This window comes from Amycolatopsis sp. NPDC051371, from assembly GCF_040682155.1.
GTDB lineage: Bacteria > Actinomycetota > Actinomycetes > Mycobacteriales > Pseudonocardiaceae > Amycolatopsis.
This window is the reverse complement of the sequence record NZ_JBFBAG010000016.1, coordinates 73,312-91,791: the sequence shown is the minus strand read 5'-3', so window position 1 is coordinate 91,791 and position 18,480 is coordinate 73,312. Positions and strand designations below refer to the sequence as shown.

Sequence of the window (18,480 nt, the reverse complement as noted above, 5' to 3'; positions counted from 1 at the left end):
GTGTACCTCTCCACCATCGGCCGCCGAGAGCATGCCGCGAAGGGCAAGCTCTCGGCGGTCGGCGCGAACGTCTTCGCGCTCGGCGCCGTCAGCCTCGTCACCGACGTCTCCTCGGAGATGGTCACCGCCGTCCTGCCGGTGTACCTCGTGCTCGGGCTGCACCTCGGCCCGGCCGCGTACGGCGTGTTCGACGGCCTCTACACCGGCGCGACGGCGCTCCTGCGGATCGTCGGCGGGTACGTCGCCGACCGGGTCCGCCGCCGCAAGGTCGTGGCCGGGGCGGGCTACGCGCTGTCGGCGGTGGCGAAGCTCGGCCTGCTCGCGGCCGGGGCGTCGGCGGCCGCGATCGGCGCCGTGATCACCCTCGACCGCACCGGCAAGGGCCTCCGGACGGCGCCGCGGGACGCGCTGATCACCCTGTCGACGCCGGAGCCGCTGCTCGGGCGTGCCTTCGGCGTGCACCGCGCGATGGACAGCATGGGCGCGTTCGCCGGTCCGCTGGTCGCGCTCGCCGTGCTGGCCGCGGTCGGCGCGACGAACCCCGAGGCGTTCGACGCGGTGTTCGTCGTCAGCTTCTGCGTCGCCGCGATCGGCGTGCTGCTGCTGGTGCTGTTCGTCCGCGACCCCCGGACCCCGCGGCCCGCGAACCCGGTTTCGCCCCGCGCGGCGGCCGCCCTGCTGCGCGGCAGCGGCGTGCGGCGGCTGCTCGTGGCCGCCTGCGTGCTCGGGCTGGCGACGGTCGGCGACGGGTTCGTCTACCTGCTGCTGCAGCACAAGGAGGACATCGCGACCGGCTGGTTCCCGCTGCTCGCGGTCGGCACCAACCTGAGCTACCTGCTGCTCGCCGCGCCGCTGGGCGTGCTGGCCGACCGCGTCGGACGGCTGCCGGTCGTGCTCGCCGGCTACGGCGCGCTCGCGCTCGTCTACCTGCTGCTGGCCGGGCCGGTGTCCGGCTGGCCGCTGTTCGTCCTGGCCTTGGCGTTGTACGGCGCGTTCTACGCGGCGACCGACGGCGTCCTGATGGCGCTGGCCGGCCCGCTGCTGCCGGAGTCGTTGCGCACCACGGGAATCTCCCTGGTCCAGACGGCGCAAGCGCTTGCGTACTTCGCCTCGTCCGTCCTCTTCGGACTGGCCTGGCAGTTCTGGGGCGCCGGGCTCGCGATCGGCGTCGCCGCGGGGGCGGCGGTGGTCGCGATCGCCGTGACGTTCGTGGTGCTCTCGCCCCGGAAGGCGGCTTCGTGAAGACGCGGATCCTGATCGCCGTCGTCGGCGTGCTCGTGCTGGCGGGGGCGGCGGTCGCGTACGTCGGGTTCGCGGGCGCGCGGAGCCACGACGTCGCGGCCACCGGCGTCGTGAGCCTCTCCCCCGGCCCGCGGCTGCTGTTCCGCAGCACCGCCGACGCCGACCGCGGGCACGTCGCCACGGTGTCCGCCACCGACCCCGGCGGCGCGCGGACCGTGTCGCCCCTGTCCTGCAGCAGGGTGTACGCCGCCGGCGGCACCGGGCTCTGCCTGCGCCAGGACGGCGACCTGACCACCTACCAGCTGGCGGTGCTCGACGCGGGTCTCGGGGTGAGCCGGGAGATCCCGCTGGTCGGGCTGCCGAACCGGGCGCGGGTGTCGGCGAGCGGCCGGATGCTCGCGTGGACGGTCTTCGTCACCGGCGACTCCTACAACGGCGGCATGTTCTCCACCCGCGCCGGCATCCTCGACACCGCGACCGGCGACCTGGCCGGGACCCTGGAGGACTACGCGCTGACGCTCGACGGGAAGCCGTACCAGGCCGCGGACCTCAACTTCTGGGGCGTCACGTTCACCCGCGACGACCGCCACTTCTACGCGACGATGTCGACCGCCGGCCACCGCTACCTGGTCGCGGGCGACTTCGCCGCGCACACGATCCGGACGCTGCGGGAGAACGTCGAGTGCCCGTCCCTTTCCCCGGACCAGACACGCGTAGCGTTCAAGTCCGCCGTGGACGATGACCCGGCTCACGGGTGGCGGCTGTCCACACTGGACCTGGCGACGTCGAAGGCGACGCCGCTGGCCGAGACCCGCAGCGTCGACGACCAGCCGGCGTGGCTCGACGACCACACGATCGGCTACGGCGTGCCCCGCGAGCCGGGCCACGCGGACGTCTGGTCGGTCCCGGCCGACGGCTCCGGCGCGGCCCGGCTGCTGATCCCGGAGGCGGAGTCCCCCGCGGCGCTCAGCGACGCTCGTACCGGGCGATGATCACACCCTTCGTGGTCGGGACGCTGCTGGTGAGCGTGAACTCGGTGAGCGGCGCCGGCCCCTCGAACAGGCGCAGGCCCGTACCGAGGGTCAAGGGGTGGATGAGCAGCGTGTAGCGGTCGACCAGGCCGGCGGCGTGCAGGGAGTGCACGAGCGAAGCGCTGCCGATGACGGACAGGTCGTTCCCCGGCTGGTCCTTGAGCTCGGCGACGGTCTTCTCGGCGTCCCCGGCGAGCAGCACGGAGTTCTGCCAGGCGTCGGCGTCCTCGAGGGTGGTCGAGGCGACGTACTTGGTGGCGGCGTCCAGATGGGCGGTGAAGGGGTTGCCGTCCTCGCGCCCGGCCCAGGCGCCGATGAAGTCTTCCCAGGTCCGCCGCCCGAAGAGCATGTCCCCGGCGCGACTCATGCCCTGGCCCATCTCGCGGGCCATGACGTCGTCCTGGTACCGGTTGCCCCAGCCGCCGTGGGCGAAGCCGCCGCGGGTGTCCTCGTCGGGCCGGCCGAGGCCCTGCACGACGCCGTCGAGGGTGACGCTCATGGTGACGCTGATCGAACGCATCGGGTGTCCCTTTCGTTCAGGTGGCGGGTCACCTCCTGTACGAACGGCGGAGCCGCGGATCGACAGCCGGGTCAGTCCAGCTTGCGCAGACCCTCGAGGATGCGGTGCATCAGCTCGTTGTCCGGGGCCGCGAACGCCAGCCGGGGCACCAGGAAACGGCCCGAGGGCGGGCGGGTCGGCGGGATCGTGCGCGGCACCCGCCACGGCAGCCGGTCCGGGGACGTGTCCCGGCCCAGCTGTTCCGGGATCGGGAGCGTCGGCAGCGCGATCGTGCCCGCTTCGGCGAGCCGTCGCGCCGACTGCTCGAAGCGGAGGCGGGCCTGGATGCCGGCCACCGTCCAGTCCGGCTCCTCGTCGGGGTCCGCTGTGACGGACGCCCGGCGTGGCCGGCGTTCGAGCGCGACGGCCCAGGCCGCGGCGGCGAGCGCCGGCAGCAGCAGGCCGGCGATGATGGCGAAACCGGACAGGTCCGCGGCCATCAGGAGGCCCCGGCGACGGGTAGCAGCATGGCGTTCACTTCCGGACTTGCGGTTCTTCCGAAGCATGGCCGACACCTGGATATTCGACGTGAACGAATGTTTCGCGGACCCCGGAACCCCATCATGAACGACGGGCAACGCTCCCGCAAGCGGCCGAACGGGGTGGCCCGTCCGGAGGGTGAAACAGCAGGTCGGAACCGGTTTTCGGGTAGCCGGAACAAGCCCCTCACCCAGTAGTACGGGCGCCGGCGGCGTCCGGTTCACTTTTCTTTTTTGTACACCTCGTGTACGCCGCCGCGGCAAACTCGCGGAATGCGCATTACGACCTTCCTCGTGGCCGCGACGCTGGCGTTCACCGGGCTCGCGTCCCCGGCGCTCGCCGCCGGCGGCAACCCGCTCGAGAAGACGAACGGCTTCTACGTCGACCCGGACTCGAACGCGGCCGCGTGGGTCCGCGCCCACCCGGACGACAGCCTCGCGGGCTCGATCAAGGCGTCCATCGCGAGGAAGCCGGGCGCCCGGTGGTTCGGCAACTGGAGCGGAGACGTCCGCGCGGCGGTCGACGAGTTCACCTACGCCGCCGACGTCGCCGACAAGCTGCCGGTGCTGGTGGCCTACAACATCCCCGGTCGCGACTGCGGCGGCGAGTCGACCGGCGGCGCGGGCGGCCCGCAGGCCTACCGCGACTGGATCGCCGCGTTCGCCGACGGCATCGGCGGCAAGCCGGCGGTGGTGATCATCGAGCCGGACGCGCTCGCCCAGCTCGACTGCCTGCCCGGCGCCGCCCGCCAGACCCGGCTCGACCTGCTGAACTACGCGGCGAGCCAGTTCGCGCAGAAAGCGCCCAGCACGTGGGCGTATATGGACGGCGGCAACGCGACGTGGATCCCGGCGGCCACGATGGCTTCGCGGCTGAAGTCGGCGGGTGTGCGGTCGATCCACGGGTTCGTGCTCAACGTGTCGAACTTCTACACGACCGCGGACTCGACGACGTACGGCAAGGCGGTCGACGCGGCCCTGGGGTACGCGGCGCCGTTCGTCGTCGACACCAGCCGCAACGGCAACGGCCACGGCACGGATTCGGAGTGGTGCAACCCGCCGAAGCGCAAGCTGGGAGCACCGTCCCAGCTCGGCGGCGGGCCGGAGATGCAGCTGTGGATCAAGGTCCCGGGCGATTCGGACGGCAACTGCGGCTACGGCGCGGGCATTCCGGCGGGCACGTTCAGTCCCGCGCTGGCCGATCACCTGATCCAGGGCGACTGACCAAAGCGCCCCAATGTGGCCTTCGGTGCGTTCAACGCACCGAAGGGCCCCTTGGGTGCGTTCAACGCAACCAAGGCCACATTGGGGCGCTCGGGCTCAACCCAGCGAGCAGCTGCGCGCCAGGTCCGCCGGGGTAGCGCCGGCCGGACGTGCGATCGTCCCGGAAGCCGGCGGACGGACCCCGCGCAGCCACCCGCCCAAAGCGTCGAACGCCGTCCGGAAGCACGGCCCGAGCGGCCGCAGCTGGTCCGGGAACTGATCGACCAGCCCGTCGACGTGGTTGCCCCCGACCACCCGGTAGTACCGGTGCAACGACCCGCGCCCGGCCGAAGTGATCATCCGGTCGTACACATCGGAGTCCCGCGTGATCGGCAGCAGCGTGTCCAGCGTCCCGTGCAGCGTCAGCAGCGGCTTCCCGATCCGCCCGGTCAGCGAGATCCGCTCCACCGCCCGCGCCACCGAAGCGGGCCGCGAAGAGTACTCATAGTCCGCGTCACATGAAGGCGTTCCCGAAGCACAGAAAGGAATCCCGGCCGCAAGAGAACCATCGAACGAAGGATCGACCTCCTCCCGGTAGATCCGCTGGGTCAGGTCCCAGTAGACGCGGTAGTGGTAGTCCCACAAGAACTCCGACCCCGGCGCGAACCCGGCGTCCAAAATGGACTGGTGCGCCGCTGACGACCCGGCCGCGTAGGCGGGATACGCGCGAAGAGCCGGCGGCAGGAACGTGAGCAAGTTCGGTCCATCGGCACGCCACAGCGTCCCCTCCCAGTCGACGCCCCCGTCGTAGAGCCACGGCCGGTTCTCCAGCTGCCACCGCACGAGGTACCCGCCGTTGGACAGCCCGGCGGCCAGCGTCCGCGTCACCGGACGGCGGTAGTGCTGAGCCACCGCCGAACGAGCGGCCAGCGTCAGCTGCGTGACGCGCGTGTTCCACTCCGCCAGCGCGTCGCCCGGCCGGACGCCGTCGTCGTAGAACGCGGCGCCGGTGTTGCCCTTGTCGGTCGCGGCGAACGCGTAGCCCTCGGCCAGGGCCTGGTCGCCGATCGCGCGGTCGTTCGCGTACTGCCGCCGCACGCCCGGCGAACCGGCGACGACGAGGCCGCCGTTCCAGTGCGACGGCAGGCGCAGCACGAACTGCGAGTCGTGGTTCCAGCCGTTGTTCGTGTTCGCCTTCGACGTGTCCGGGAAGTACCCGTCGACCTGCACGCCGGGCACCGGGCCGTACCCCGGCAGCCCGGTCGACGTCAGCCCGGCCCAGTCGGCCTCGACGGTGTGCCCGGACGCGAGCGTGCCGGTCGTCGTCAGGTCGGCCAGGCAGGCGGACACGGACTTCTCAGCGCCGGGCACGTCCACCCGGCAGCGCCCGGCCGAAGCCGACGCCGATGCGGGCAGCGCCGCCGCGAGCGCCCCCGCCAGAACCACAACCAGCCATCTGCGCACGGTTCACCTCCGGTCTCGATGGAACAGAACCCAAGCGCGTGCGCCCGGCCAGAGCCACCCCGACGGTCACCATGAATCGCCGCGGGGATGTGGTGGACGGCCACATGGTCCGAACCGGCGAGCCGACCTAGCGTCGCTGGAAACCCTCTCAACGACGAGAAGGACTCCCCCATGCGCAAGCTCGCCTTCGCCGGACTCGCCGCGATCACCGCCGCCGTGCTCACCACCGTCGGGGTGGCGAGCGCCGATCCACCGCCCTCGTCCCTGGTCCAGGTCTCGAACTTCGGCGCCAACCCGGGCGCACTCGCGATGTACACCTACACACCGTCCGGGCTCGAGGCCGGCCGCCCGGTGGTCGTCGCCCTGCACGGCTGCACGCAGAGCGCCGCCGACTACTACGCCCACTCCGGCTGGCCCGAGCTGGCCGACAAGTGGCGGTTCGAAGTCGTGTTCCCGCAGACGTCCACCGCGAACAACTCGCTGAAGTGCTTCACCTGGTTCGACCCCGCCGACGACACGCGCGGCAAGGGCGAGGCCGCATCGGTCAAGTCCATGGTGGACAAGGCGATCGGCGACCACGGCTCGGACCGCTCGCGAGTGTTCGTCACGGGCCTGTCGGCCGGCGGCGGCATGACCGCGGACCTGCTCGCCGCGTACCCGGACGTCTTCGCCGGCGGCGGCATCGATGCGGGATTGCCCGCGCAGTGCGCGACCAGCATCACGCAGGCGTCGAGCTGCCAGCAGAACAACCAGAACCTGACGCCCGCGCAGTGGGCGTCGAAGGTCAAGGCGCAGTACCCCGGTTACAGCGGGCCGTGGCCGCGCGTCGCGATCTGGCAGGGCACCGGCGACTACACCGTCTACCCGGTCAACGGCACCGAGCTGCGCGACCAGTGGACCGCGGTGCACGGGATCTCGCAGACGCCGACGAGCACGCAGTCCCTGCCCGGCGGCACGACGCTGACGAACTACGGTGACAAGGTCCAGCTGTACTCGATCGCCGGCATGGGCCACGGCACCGCGGTCGACCCGGGCACCGGCGCGACGCAGTGCGGCAGCACCGGCGCGTACTTCCTCGCGGGCATCTGCTCCAGCTACTACACGGGCCTGTTCTTCGGGCTGGACAAGGGATCCGGGACCACGCCGACCACCACGACAGCACCGCCGACGACCACGACCACCACCCCGCCCGCGGGCGCCTGCGTGAACGCCAGCAACTACGCCCACACCCAGGCGGGCCGCGCGCACCAGAGCGCCGGCCAGACCTACGCGAACGGCTCCAACCAGGCGATGGGCCTGTGGAACACGTTCACCACGCACGCCCTGCGCGAGACGTCGTCGGGCTACTGGGTCCTCGCCGACGGGCAGTGCTAGAGGAAGATCGGCATCGGGTTGAGGTCGTCGTACGCGTGCGGCTCGGTCAGCCGGCCGAGCCGCACGGGCACGTCGTAGAGCCGGCCGGGCGCGAACCGCGCCCAGAGCCCCCGCATCCCCGGCACGAGCACCTTGACCACGGGCAGGCCGATGTCCGGCCGGGTCTGGTCGAGCACGAACACCTCCAGCCCGGCCCGCTCGAGTTCCGCGCGGACATCCGCCGGGTGCGCGTGGCCCACCGCGGGCAAGTCCGGGTCCGGGAGCAGGTAGGAGTGCTCGGCCACCGACGCGTCCCGCAGCCATCGCACCGCGTCCGGGTCGTCGCCGAGCCGGCCGGCGAGGACCGCGGGCAGCAGCTGGTTCAGCTCGGTCAACGCCCGCCGCAGCGCGACGGCCGGGTCGGGGTGTGCGCCGAAGCCCAGCATGATCTCTTCAGATCCGTCGGTACGCCGGGACAGCGCGACCCGCACCGGCACCCGGACGTCGGACGTCACGTCGAGCGCCCACACCTCGCGGCCCAGCCCGGCGTGGACCTCGCGCAGTTCGTCGATCCACGGGTCGCCGGAGAGGTCGACGCCCGGCTGCCGGGTGCGGTTGTACCACCACAGCGCGACGGCGTCGCGTTCCACGACTTCGAGCATCCCGTGCAGCACCGCGTCTTCCAGGGTGCCGCCCGCGGCGTTGCCGTTCGAGTCGGCGACGACCGACGGCGGCCGAGGCGCGCCGAAGTACAGCAGGCCGGTCGGGAACAGCCGGTGCTCGCCGCGGGTCAGCGACCACACCGGCGTCCAGTCCAGTGCGGCGTCGTCGTCGAAGGGCTCGCAGACGAACTGGAACGGACCGTGGCTCGCGTTGCCGCGCGCCCGATCGGCGTACTGGCGCTCGTGGAACAGCTGGCAGGTGTCGGGGTGCACGGCCCGGTCACCCAGCGAACGGAAGCTGCCGCGCACCCGTTCCTCGTCACCGTCGTACTGGCCACTGTGGCGTTCGAGGGCTTCGCACAACGCGCTGACCTCGGCTTCCAGCGGCGTGGCGCCCTTGCCGCCGTTCTCCGCGCGAAGCGCCGCGCCGAGCTGTGCCACGCCCCGCCGCCCCAGCGCGACGTTCGGCCCCGAGCGGACCGAGTTGAAGAACGCCGGCCCGCGCGGGTCGCGTCGCAGCTCCTTGACGACGCCGGTGAGCGGACTGACCAGGTGGCGGTAGGTCTCCAGCACCCGCTCCGGCGACAGCGCGCGGCGCCCGGCCTGGTCGAGCACCACGGGCCGGCGCGTCCGCTCGCGCACCAGCTCCGGATCGCCGCAGGACGCGCACTGCGGACGGGCGCGCACCTCGTGCCGTTCGCCGGTCAGGTCGCGGCTGTCGAACGTCCACAGTGCCCGCTGACCGGGATACCGCTGCCCGGCCAGCCACTTGACCGCTTCCAGCGCGACGAGGTTGAGCGCGACGGCGGACAGCGGCGGGAGCGTCACCTCGGGACGCGGCACCGGGCCGGGCAGGCCGAGCGCGTCCCGCACGTGTGCCTCCGCCGCGCGGTTGCCCCACAGCCGCGTGGTCAGGCAGTGCCGGCAGGGGCCGTCGCCGGGGGTGAAGAACGGGCCGATCCACACCCGCGCGCCGACCGGTTTGGCAAGCAGCCACGGACGTCCGGTGACGCGGTGCTCGGCGTCCACTTCGGACAGTCGCGGGTCGAGGTAGTCCCGGCACAGCACCACGGACAGATCCGCGGGCCCGTCGACGAGCGTCAGCCCGGCCGCGCGGAAAACCCCGGCCGCGGCGGGGTCCGCGCCCACGAGCGCGACCGTGCCGGACACGGGTTCGACGCCCATCGCGTCCCAATAGGCTGCCGCCGCCGGGTCCGCGCCGGGCGTCCGCAGGCCGATCAACTGCTCCTCGGCCAGCCGGTTCAGCACTCCGGCGGCCGCGTCGGCCGGGACGTCGCCGGGCAGGTCACGGCGCAGCGCGGCGAAGTTCCTGGTGCCGTCGAGCAACGGCGCCAGCGCCTCGACGTGCGGCCCGCTCAGCGCCGTGGCGCCGTCTTCGGACAGCACGTACACCGCGTCGCCGGGCACCACCGCCGTGCTCAGGTGCCGCTTGAACCCGACCGGGTCGGTCACCCCGTGGCCGTACCCCGCTCCGGGCCGTCGGTCAGGCAGGGGCTGACCGATCCGTCACCCAGGGAGAACAGCTGGGTCCCGGCCGTCGCGCGGCCGTCCAGCGGGACGACCGTCAGCCCGGGCACGTCGGCCGGACCGGTCCCGAACGCCGCCGTCAGCGCACTTGCGAACTCGTTCACGAGTTCTCCTTCCGTCCGTCCGCATCTTCGCCCGGTCGCCGGGCTCCCACCAGGGCCGGACGGGGGACTCAGTGCAGCAGCCCGGTCAGCAGCACCGCGGTCAGCCGCCGGGCCTCCGGGCCGGTTCGCGCCGACGTCGTCGCCGTCATGGCGAGCCGGACGTCCTCGAGGGACACCCGGGGCCGCAGGACGCCGTCGGCGCGGGCCCGCTCGACCAGCTTCGCGAACGCCTCGGCGTGCGCGCGGCGCCGGTCGGCGAACTCCGGTCCTTCGAGGACACCCATCAGCCCGGGCTCCTCGACGCGCCACTCGCCGAAGCGGTGGAACGTGCGGGTCAGCGCGCGGCGGCTGTCCGGGTCGGCGAGCGCGGCCCGCAGCTGCTCCCCGCACCGGTCCACCTGGCCGGCGAGCACGGCCGCGAGGAGGTCGTCGCGGGACGGGAAGTGCCGGTGGACCGTGGCGGGCGCCAGGCCCGCGCGCCGGGCGATCTCCCGCACCGGCAGGTCCGGGCCGTGCCGCGCGAACGCCGTGTGCGCGACCGCGACGAGGTGGCGGCGGTTGTCCTCGGCGTCCGCCCGGCGTTTCCGAGTCAGTTCGTCCCGCACGGCTCTCACTTCCCCGCTCGTCGCCTTTGATCACTCCTAGCGTAGGCGCGGTCAGCGTGTCCGAGGTGGAGGAGTGATCGTGTTCGCAAGCCGGTTCGAGCGGTTCGGCCCGCCGGAAGTCCTGTCGGTGGGGGAGCTCCCGGAGCCGCACGCCGGGCCGGGCGAGGTGCGGATCCGCGTGCGGACCGCCGGTGTCTCGCCTGTGGACCTGGCGATCCGCGCCGGGAAGTCGCGTTCGCCGATCGCCCTGCCGCACATCCCCGGGGTCGACGCCGCGGGTGTCGTGGACGAGGCCGGTCCCGGGGCCGCGGTCGGCGACGAGGTGTTCGGCGCGGTCGACGTCGCCCGGCTCGGCGGGGCGACCGCCGAGTTCGCCGTGCTGGCGTTCTGGGCGCCCAAGCCGGCGTCGATGCCGTGGGAGCAGGCCGGTGCGGCGGGCTCCGGGATCGAGACGGCCACTCGCGCGCTCGACCTCCTGGACGTCCGGGACGGCATGACGCTGCTGGTCGACGGCGCGTCCGGCGGGGTCGGCAGTCTCGTCGTCGGCTTGGCGCTCGCGCGGGGTGCCCGGGTGATCGGGACGGCCGGCAACCTCGAGTTCGTCGAAAGCCTGGGCGCCACACCGGTTCCGTACGGCCCCGGCCTGGCCACGCGGGTGTCCGGCCCGGTCGACGCGGCCCTCGACGTCGCGGGCAAGGGCTCGCTGCCGGAGCTGGTCGCGCTGACCGGATCGCCGTCGTCGGTGGTCACGCTGGCCGACTTCAGCGGGCCGCCCCAGGGCGTTCGCGTGTCGGTCGGCGCCTTGGGCGGCGAGCCGGACGGGCGTCGCGGCCTCGCTGCGGCCGCGGCGCTCTTCGACGAGGGCCGGTTTCGCGTGCCGGTCGAGGAGGTCTTCGCCGACGCGGCCGCCGCGCACACCGCCGCCGAACGCGGGCCGCGGCGGGGAAAGCTGGTCGTCGCGGTCAGCGAGTAGTCGTCCGCACGATCGCCGTCCACTCGGCGGGCCGGTCCGGGCCCCGCTCGCCGAGTGCGATCAAGGCGCAGTCCCGGCCCTGCGCGAAGAGCGACTGCGCGATGGTCGTGAGCCCGGCGCGGCCGGCGTCCGGGTCGTCGTCCCACCCGGCGACCGCGACGTCCTCGGGCACACGCAGGCCACGGCGCTTGGCCGCGTCGAGAATGGCGAAGGCGAGCTGGTCGCTCATGGCGGTCACCGCATCGGGCTCGGTGTCGAGGAGCGCTTCGGCCAGCTTCGCGGCGTCGTCGCGGTCGTTGCGGGCGACGACGGCGACCGGCAGGCCACCCGGGTCGCCGAGGTGGTCGTAGATGCCGAGGAGCCGTTCGCGGGTGACCGGGAAGGCCACGGTTTCCGCCGCGGGCCCGGTTTCCAGCCTCGGCCGGCGGTCACGGTCGAAGGGAAAGCTCAGCACGGCCGGCCGCCGGGCGCCGGCGAACGTGCGCGCGGCCAGCTCCCGCGCGGACTCGCGGTTGTCGATGCTGACCACGTGAGCGCCGGCGAACGCGGGCCCGCCGTGGATCGCGACCGGCTTGCCGAGGCCGCTCACGACGTCCAGCACGGGGTCGGAGTCGACGGTCGTCCAGACGATGTAGCCGTCGACCGACGCCGACCGGACGCGTTCGACGTCGTCGTCCGCGCCGGTGGTCGGGATGAGGTTCAGCCCGCTCCCGCGCTCGCGGCAGACCTCGGCGACGCCGGCCAGGAACCGGCGGGCCTGCGGGTCTTCGAAGGCGTAGGCGAGGTGTTCGCCGAGCACGACGCCGATCGCGCCGTTGTGGCGGCGGCGCAGGGATCGCGCGGTGGGGTCGGGCCCGCGGTAGCCGAGCTCGGCCGCGACCTCGCGGACCCGGCGCAGCGTCTCCGGGGCGACCCGGTCGGGCTGGTTGTAGCAGTACGACACGGTCATCGCCGAGACGCCGCAGCGGCGCGCGACGTCCGCCATCGTCGGTCCGGACATGAGCCCACCCTAGCTGTGTATCGTTAAACAATGCTCGTCGAGCCCCGCACCCGGCTCGCGCTGGGAGCACTCAGCGCCGCCTGCTTCGTGTCCGTGACCTCGGAGAACCTGCCCGTCGCCCTGCTGCCGCAGCTCGCGTCCGGACTGGCCGTCGGGGACTCCGCGATCGGGCTGCTGATGACCGGGTACGCGCTGGTCGTGGCGGTTTCGGTGGTGCCGCTGGTGGCGCTCACGTCGCGCTGGGACCGCCGGATGACCGCGCTGGTCACGCTGGGGATGATCGTGGTGTCGAACGTGGTCCTGGCGATCGCGCCGGACTACGGCGTCGCCGTCGCGGCCCGGCTGGTGGCGGCCGTGGGCCACGGCGTGTTCTGGTCGGTGGTCGCGTCGATGGCCGCCCGCCTGCTCGGGCCCGGCCAGGGCGGCCGCGCGACGGCGGTGGTGTTCGCCGGGAACTCCCTGGCGTTCCTGTTCGGGCTTTCGGCGAGTTCGTGGCTCGGCGCGACCCTCGGCTGGCGGCCCGCGGTCCTGGCGGTCGCGGTCGTCGCGGCGCTGACGGCGCTGGTCATCCGCCTCACGGTCGGCCCGATGCCCGCGGGGGAGCCCGCCGACCGGGGGCGCCTGGTCATCGCCGACCGCTCGCTGCTCCCGGTCCACCTGACGACGCTGCTGGTGGTGACCGGCCACTTCGCGGCGTTCACGTACATCACGGCGATCATCGCGCGGTACGTGCACCTGACCGGTTCATCGACGTCGTTGCTGCTGTTCGCCCACGGAACCGTCGGTCTGGTCGGCCTGGTCCTGATCGGCCGCCACATCGACCGGCACCCGCGAGCGACGGCGCTGGTGACGACGGGCGGTCTGGCTGCTTGCATGCTGGCGCTGCTGGTCTTGCCGGGCCCGGTCGCCGCGGGAGCCGCGATCGTGGCGTGGGCCGGGCCCGCGGCGGGGATCGGAGTGGTGCTGCAGGCGGCGGTCCTGCGAGTCGCGAAGAGCCGGCCGGACCTGGCGTCGGCGGTGTACATCGTGGCGTTCCAGATCGGCATCGCGTTGGGGGCCGCGCTGGGCGGGCTCGGGTTGGACCACGGAATGCTGCCGGCGGCGGTAGTGATCGCGGCGGCCGGCGGCCTCACCTCGGCGATCGTCGTGCGCCGGTCCGCGGCCTTCGAGCGCTGAAGGGCACCTTCAGCCGCCCAGCCGGTGCACCCGCAACGCCAGCTGGATCTCCAACGCCCGCTCCGGCGACTGCCACTCCTCCCCCAGCAGCGACGCCACCCGCTCCAGCCGCTGCACCACCGTGTTCACGTGGACGTGCAGCACATCCTTCGTCCGAGCCAGCTGCGATCCGCTCGCGAAGTACGCCCGCAGCGTCGCCACCAGCTCCGTCCCCCGGCGCGCGTCGTAGTCCAAAACCGGACCCAGCGTCTGCCGCACGAACCCGTCCAAATCCGCGTGGTCACCCAGCAACTGCCCCAGGAACCCCAGCCCCGCCATCGCCGCGCCTTCGCCGGTCCGGCCCAGCGCCAGCAGCGCCCGGACGCACCGCGCCGCCTCCCCGTGGGCCGCGGCGATCGATGACGGTCCGCTCGCCGGGCCCGCCGCGCCGACCGTCACCGGACGGCCGGTCGCCGCGCCGAGGTCGGCCGCCACTCGCCGCGCCAGCTCGTCCGGGTCGCCCGCGCCCAGCAGGACGACCTCCTCCGCGTGCACCCCGACCAGCGTCGCGTGCCGAGCGGCCGCGCTCGCCACGCGCCGCCGGGAGCCGCCGTCCGCGTGCGCGACCAGCACCGCGTGCGGCGCCGACAGGTCGATCCCCAGCCGGCGGCCGCGCGCCAGCAGCGCCCGCGGGTTGCGGTCGGGCGCCGTGAGCAGGTCGGTCAGCAGCTCGCCGCGGACCTCGTCCTCGGCGCGCACCACCGACCGCCGCAGCATCAGCAGCAACGCCGTCACGACGCCTGCGCGTTCGAACAGCCGCCGGTCCGGATCGGTGAGCCCGTCGCGGCCGGCCAGCACCAGGCTGCCGAGCGCCTCGGGACCGGCCTGCACCGCGCACACCCAGGTGTCCTTTGTGGACACCGCTCGCCCGGCGGCGCGGGCCGCGGCGAGGGCGTCCGGATCGAGCGCCGCCGGTTCCGCCGAGCTGGCCAGCAGCGTGCGATCGGCGTCGTAGACCGTGAGGTCGCCGTGCAGCACCCCGGCGACGGCCGCCGCGACGTCCGGCAGGTCGCCGCCGCGCAGCACCAGGTCGGTCAGCCGGTCGTGCGCGTCCTGGGCGCGTTCCATCGCCTCGGTGTGCGCGCGGATCGTCGCGTTGGCCTCGTTGAGCTCGGCGACGGCGCGGCGGGTCTGGTCGAGCAGGTTCGCGCTGTCGAGCGCGATCGCCGCGTGGTCGGCGAGCGACGACAGCAGCGCCACCTCGTCCGCGGAGAACTCCCGCGTGCCCCGATCCGACGCGAAGAGCACCCCGAGCACCTTCGGCCCGATCGCCAGGGGGACGCCGAGGATCGCGGTCAGGCCCTCGTCCTGGACGCCGGAGTCGATGTGGCGCGTGTGCTTGAACCGGTCGTCGTGGAAGTAGTCCGACGTCGCGTACGGCCGCGCGGTCTGCGCCACCAGCCCGCCGAGGCCCTCCCCCATGCCGAGCACGATCTGCTGGAACTCCGCCGACACCGACCCGTCGCTGACCCGGACGTAGGTCCGGTTCTCGGCCTCGTCGTTGAGCGACAGGTAGGAGACGTCGACGTTGAGCAGCGACCGCGCCCGCCGGACGATCGAGCGCAGCACGGTGTCCGGATCGGACAGTGCGGCGAGCTCGCTCGCGGTGTCGAACAGCGCGCCGAGCTGGGCTTCCCGCCGCCGGTGCTCCGCGAGCGTCTCGCGGATCCGCAGGGCCAGCTCGCCCGCGCTGGCCAGGGCGGTCAGGTCGGCCGGGCCGAGGGCGCCTTCGGCGCGGGCGGCCACGACGACGTGCGCCAGCTGCTCGCTGCTCGCCCCGGAGGCGAGCAGGTCGAGCAGCCGGCGCAGCGCGTCCGTGGGTGCGGTCACGGCCGTCATGCTAGGGCGAAACGGCCGCCGTCTCCGCCTCGACGTCCTCGTCGTGCAGCGACTCCCCGCGCGTCTCGCGGGCCGCGAGCAGTGCGATCACCGTGATCAGGCACATCGCGGCGACGTACAGCGACACCGGCACGGTGCTGCCCCAGGCGGAGAACAGCGCGACGGCGATCAGCGGGGCGACGGCACCCGCGGCGATCGACGACAGCTGGCCGCCGACCGACAGCCCGGTGTAGCGTACCCGCGTCGGGAACTGCTCGGCGAAGAACGCGGCCTGCGGGCCGTACATCGCGCCGTGCAGCACCAGCCCGACGGTCGCGGCCAGCACGATCACCGGCGTCGACTTCGTGTCCAGCAGCGCGAAGAACGCGAAGCCCCACAAGGCCATCCCGATCGCGCCGAACAGGTACACCGGACGGCGGCCGACGCGGTCGGACAGCGCGCCCCACAGCGGGATCGCCACGAAGTGCACGGCCGAGCCGATGAGCACCGCGCTCAGGCCGACGCCCTTGGGCAGGTGCAGCCCGGTCGTGACGTACACCAGGATGAACGCGGTGATCACGTAGTACGAGACGTTTTCCGCCATCCGGGCGCCGATCGTGATCAGCACCTGGCGCCAGCTGTTGCGGAAGACCTCGACGACCGGGACGTGCTTCTCGGTGCGCGTCTCGGCCTGCTGCTGGGCAGCCAGGAACACCGGCGACTCGGCGACGGCCAGCCGGATCCACAGCCCGATCAGCAGCAGCACGCCCGAGAGCAGGAACGGGACGCGCCAGCCCCAGGCCATGAACGTCGCGTCGGATTGGGTGGCCGAGAGGATCGCCAGGACGGCGGTCGCGAGGAGGTTGCCGCCGGGCGCGCCGCACTGCGGCCAGCTCGCCCAGAACCCGCGGCGGCGGTCGTCGCCGTGCTCGGAGACGATCAGGACGGCCCCGCCCCACTCACCACCCAGCGCGAAGCCCTGCACAAGGCGCAGCAGCGTCAGGAGGACAGGAGCCGCGACACCCGCGCTCGCGTACGTCGGCAGCACGCCCATCAGGCAGGTCGAGCCGCCCATCAGCACCAGGCTGACGATCAGGAGCTTCTTGCGGCCGAGCCGGTCGCCGTAGTGGCCGAAGACGAGGCCGCCGATCGGGCGGGCGAGGAACCCGACGGCGTAGGTCAGGAACGCCAGCAGCGTGCCGGTCAGCGGGTTCGCGGTCGGGAAGAACAGCTTGTTGAACACCAGCGCGGCGGCCGAGGTGTAGAGGAAGAAGTCGTACCACTCGATGGTGGTGCCGATCAGGCTCGCGCCGACGATCTTGGCGATCGCCGACCGGTTCGGTTGACTCACTGCGGGCTCCACTTCCTTGTGGTGACAGGGTTTCTAGGCAGCGGTCCAGCCGCCGTCGAGCGGGATGGACGCCCCGGTGACGTGGCCGGCGTGCGGCGAGCACAGCCACGTCACCAGGGAAGCGACGTCGTCGGCTTCGATGAGCTTCTTGATGGCGGCGCGCCGGAGGAGAACCTCGGCGACGACGTCCTCACGCGGGATGTCGTGCTCGGCGGCCTGCGCGTCGATCTGGCCGTCGACCAGCGGGGTGCGGACATAACCGGGGTTCACGCAGTTGCTGGTGACGCCGTGTTCGGCCCCTTCGAGCGCGGCGACCTTGGAGAGACCTTCGAGCCCGTGCTTGGCGGCGACGTACGCGGACTTGAAGGCGGAGGCGCGCAGCCCGTGGACGCTCGACATGTTGACGACCCGGCCGAAGCCCCGGGCGTACATGGCCGGAAGCGTGTGCCGGATGAGCAGGAAGGGAGCGGTGACCATCAGCGCCTGGATGCGGGTGAACACGTCCGGCGGAAAGTCTTCGAGGGGCGCGACGTACTGGATCCCGGCGTTGTTGACCAGGATGTCGACCTCGGCGGGCAGGGCATCGATGGTGCCGGGATCGGTCAGGTCGGCGACGTGCGCCCAGCCCCCGACCTGGGCGGCGACGGCTTCGGTGCGCTCACCGTCGATGTCGACGACGTGCACCTTGGCCCCGGCCGCCGCGAGAGCGCGGACGCAGGCCAGGCCGATACCGCCGGCCCCGCCGGTGACGAGGGCGGTGCGCCCGTCCAGATCGCTGGTCATGGACGGGAACGGTAAGCGTGGCCCGGGTCGCGGGCTATGTGCGAGGGAGCTACAGCTCGCGAAGGTCCTGTGGGGTCGAGCGACACACGTCGATCAGGAAGGCCTGCCACGATCGGGTGGAGATTTCGAGGGTGCCGCCGGAGCGGTCCTTGGTGTCGCGGATTTTTGCCGCAGGTCCGAGCGCGACTTCGACGCAGTTGTCTTCGCCTGAATAGCGGGAGGTCCGCCACTCACTCATCCGGGCCTCCGAGTTCGGCGATCACCTCCCTGACGAACGCACAGCTTTCTTGCTCGCTCAGGGCCAGCGCCGCCAAGGTCTGGGCGGCCAACCGGTAGTCCGCCACCTGCTCGGCAGCGTAGAGGTAGGCGCTGGACCGGTATTGCTCGATGAAGACGATCGGCGGCAGGTTCGGGAATTCGAGGATCACGAACGGCCCGCACAGCCCCGGATGGAATCTCGGGGCGCCGCGGAGGACCTGCAGCGAAACGTTGCTCCGCCCGGTCCAGCCGAGCAGGAACCGGAGCTGGTCGATCATGACCGCCGGCGCGATGAACCCCGGCCGCAGCGCCGCCTCGGCGACCACCGCCTGGAAACCGGTCGGCCACGGTCCGGCCAGCCGGTTCCGCCGGGTTTCCCGGGCCGCGGCCAGTCGCTCGTTGTTCTCGCCGACCACCCCGAAACCGGCCAGCGCGATCCGCGCGTAGGCCGGGGTCTGCAGCAGTCCCGGGATCAGCGCCGGTTCCCACCCGAACAACTCGCTCGCCTCGCGCTCGTACTGCACATATGTCCCGGGCTCGAGCGAAACGCTGGGCATCACTTTCTCGAGCCAGCTCACTTCGGCCGCGGTGCGCGCCAGCTCCAGCAACCTGGACCGCTCCTCCGGCTCCACCACGAGTACCCCCATCAGCAGAGCCACGACCTCGGCGAGCGTCTCGCCTGCCTCGGCGCGGACCTGATCGGCCGGGCGGGCGTGCTCGACGAGATCGCCGCCGCCCGCCTGCCCGCCCACGGATGGATCCCCGAGTGCGGGCCGGATCCGCGCCGGCGTCGCACGCACTACGTCGGCCGCGGCGAAGTCCGGCTCGGCCT

At 72.9% G+C, this 18,480-nt stretch carries 18 protein-coding genes; 6 read left to right on the top strand and 12 right to left on the bottom strand.

Going from position 1 to position 18,480, the window contains the following annotated elements:
* Both AB0M59_RS20925 and AB0M59_RS20920 read left to right on the top strand, forming a co-directional pair.
* Positions 1–1,242 carry an MFS transporter gene (locus AB0M59_RS20925; RefSeq protein ID WP_364617289.1) on the top strand — a complete coding sequence of 414 codons (1,242 nt, stop codon included), beginning with the start codon at positions 1–3 and terminating at the stop codon, positions 1,240–1,242.
* On the top strand, positions 1,239–2,234 hold the full coding sequence (locus tag AB0M59_RS20920) for a hypothetical protein (protein ID WP_364617287.1): 996 nt from the start codon (positions 1,239–1,241) through the stop codon (positions 2,232–2,234). Before AB0M59_RS20925 ends, AB0M59_RS20920 begins: the two co-directional genes overlap by 4 nt.
* On the opposite strand, the gene AB0M59_RS20915 is transcribed toward AB0M59_RS20920, so the two are convergent.
* Together AB0M59_RS20915 and AB0M59_RS20910 are read right to left on the bottom strand one after the other, a co-directional pair.
* Positions 2,209–2,793 carry a dihydrofolate reductase family protein gene (locus tag AB0M59_RS20915; RefSeq protein ID WP_364617285.1) on the bottom strand — a complete coding sequence of 195 codons (585 nt, stop codon included), beginning with the start codon at positions 2,791–2,793 and terminating at the stop codon, positions 2,209–2,211. The genes AB0M59_RS20920 and AB0M59_RS20915 overlap by 26 nt on opposite strands.
* Before the next feature lie 71 nt (positions 2,794–2,864).
* Complete coding sequence (locus tag AB0M59_RS20910) at positions 2,865–3,338, bottom strand: hypothetical protein (RefSeq protein ID WP_364617283.1); 474 nt, start codon at positions 3,336–3,338, stop codon at positions 2,865–2,867.
* Positions 3,339–3,584: 246 nt separating this feature from the next.
* Here AB0M59_RS20910 and AB0M59_RS20905 point away from each other — a divergent pair, with 246 nt between their 5' ends.
* The gene (locus AB0M59_RS20905; RefSeq protein ID WP_364617281.1) at positions 3,585–4,535 is read left to right on the top strand and encodes a glycoside hydrolase family 6 protein; all 951 of its coding nucleotides are present in this window, start codon (positions 3,585–3,587) and stop codon (positions 4,533–4,535) included.
* A 96-nt stretch (positions 4,536–4,631) separates the two neighbouring features.
* Here the strand turns inward: AB0M59_RS20905 and AB0M59_RS20900 are convergent, their stop codons facing one another.
* The gene (locus AB0M59_RS20900) at positions 4,632–5,960 is read right to left on the bottom strand and encodes a tannase/feruloyl esterase family alpha/beta hydrolase (RefSeq protein WP_364617491.1); all 1,329 of its coding nucleotides are present in this window, start codon (positions 5,958–5,960) and stop codon (positions 4,632–4,634) included.
* Positions 5,961–6,149: 189 nt separating this feature from the next.
* Between AB0M59_RS20900 and AB0M59_RS20895 the strand changes: the two genes are divergently transcribed.
* On the top strand, positions 6,150–7,352 hold the full coding sequence (locus AB0M59_RS20895) for a PHB depolymerase family esterase (protein WP_364617279.1): 1,203 nt from the start codon (positions 6,150–6,152) through the stop codon (positions 7,350–7,352).
* Here AB0M59_RS20895 and AB0M59_RS20890 read toward each other — a convergent pair.
* The 3 genes from AB0M59_RS20890 to AB0M59_RS20880 form a co-directional block, all read right to left on the bottom strand.
* The gene (locus AB0M59_RS20890; RefSeq protein ID WP_364617277.1) at positions 7,349–9,466 is read right to left on the bottom strand and encodes a TOMM precursor leader peptide-binding protein; all 2,118 of its coding nucleotides are present in this window, start codon (positions 9,464–9,466) and stop codon (positions 7,349–7,351) included. The genes AB0M59_RS20895 and AB0M59_RS20890 overlap by 4 nt on opposite strands.
* Positions 9,463–9,645 (bottom strand): hypothetical protein, encoded by a 183-nt coding sequence (locus AB0M59_RS20885; RefSeq protein WP_364617275.1) that lies wholly within the window; start codon positions 9,643–9,645, stop codon positions 9,463–9,465. Before AB0M59_RS20885 ends, AB0M59_RS20890 begins: the two co-directional genes overlap by 4 nt.
* Before the next feature lie 68 nt (positions 9,646–9,713).
* Positions 9,714–10,250 carry a helix-turn-helix domain-containing protein gene (locus AB0M59_RS20880; RefSeq protein ID WP_364617273.1) on the bottom strand — a complete coding sequence of 179 codons (537 nt, stop codon included), beginning with the start codon at positions 10,248–10,250 and terminating at the stop codon, positions 9,714–9,716.
* Positions 10,251–10,329: 79 nt separating this feature from the next.
* Between AB0M59_RS20880 and AB0M59_RS20875 the strand changes: the two genes are divergently transcribed.
* Positions 10,330–11,223, top strand: a complete 894-nt coding sequence (locus AB0M59_RS20875; RefSeq protein ID WP_364617489.1) for an NADP-dependent oxidoreductase — start codon at positions 10,330–10,332, stop codon at positions 11,221–11,223.
* On the opposite strand, the gene AB0M59_RS20870 is transcribed toward AB0M59_RS20875, so the two are convergent.
* Entirely contained in the window at positions 11,213–12,223 is a 1,011-nt protein-coding gene (locus AB0M59_RS20870) for a LacI family DNA-binding transcriptional regulator (protein ID WP_364617271.1), read from the bottom strand. The two genes, AB0M59_RS20875 and AB0M59_RS20870, sit on opposite strands and share 11 nt — an antisense overlap.
* Positions 12,224–12,253: 30 nt before the next feature.
* Here AB0M59_RS20870 and AB0M59_RS20865 point away from each other — a divergent pair, with 30 nt between their 5' ends.
* A complete protein-coding gene (locus AB0M59_RS20865; RefSeq protein ID WP_364617269.1) occupies positions 12,254–13,399 on the top strand; it encodes an MFS transporter in 1,146 nt (381 codons plus the stop codon).
* A gap of 9 nt (positions 13,400–13,408) precedes the next feature.
* Here AB0M59_RS20865 and AB0M59_RS20860 read toward each other — a convergent pair whose 3' ends face one another.
* From AB0M59_RS20860 to AB0M59_RS20840, 5 genes are read right to left on the bottom strand one after another with little or no spacing between them, the layout of a single operon-like run.
* Complete coding sequence (locus AB0M59_RS20860; RefSeq protein WP_364617267.1) at positions 13,409–15,277, bottom strand: GAF domain-containing protein; 1,869 nt, start codon at positions 15,275–15,277, stop codon at positions 13,409–13,411.
* A 1-nt stretch (position 15,278) separates the two neighbouring features.
* A complete protein-coding gene (locus AB0M59_RS20855) occupies positions 15,279–16,607 on the bottom strand; it encodes an MFS transporter (protein ID WP_364617265.1) in 1,329 nt (442 codons plus the stop codon).
* Between the two features lie 33 nt (positions 16,608–16,640).
* Complete coding sequence (locus tag AB0M59_RS20850; RefSeq protein WP_364617263.1) at positions 16,641–17,390, bottom strand: 3-hydroxybutyrate dehydrogenase; 750 nt, start codon at positions 17,388–17,390, stop codon at positions 16,641–16,643.
* 49 nt (positions 17,391–17,439) lie between these two features.
* Positions 17,440–17,628: a DUF397 domain-containing protein gene (locus AB0M59_RS20845; RefSeq protein ID WP_364617261.1), complete on the bottom strand. Its 189-nt coding sequence runs from the start codon at positions 17,626–17,628 to the stop codon at positions 17,440–17,442.
* Complete coding sequence (locus tag AB0M59_RS20840; RefSeq protein ID WP_364617259.1) at positions 17,621–18,400, bottom strand: DUF5753 domain-containing protein; 780 nt, start codon at positions 18,398–18,400, stop codon at positions 17,621–17,623. The genes AB0M59_RS20845 and AB0M59_RS20840 overlap by 8 nt, the downstream gene beginning before the upstream one ends.
* Positions 18,401–18,480 lie beyond the last annotated feature (80 nt).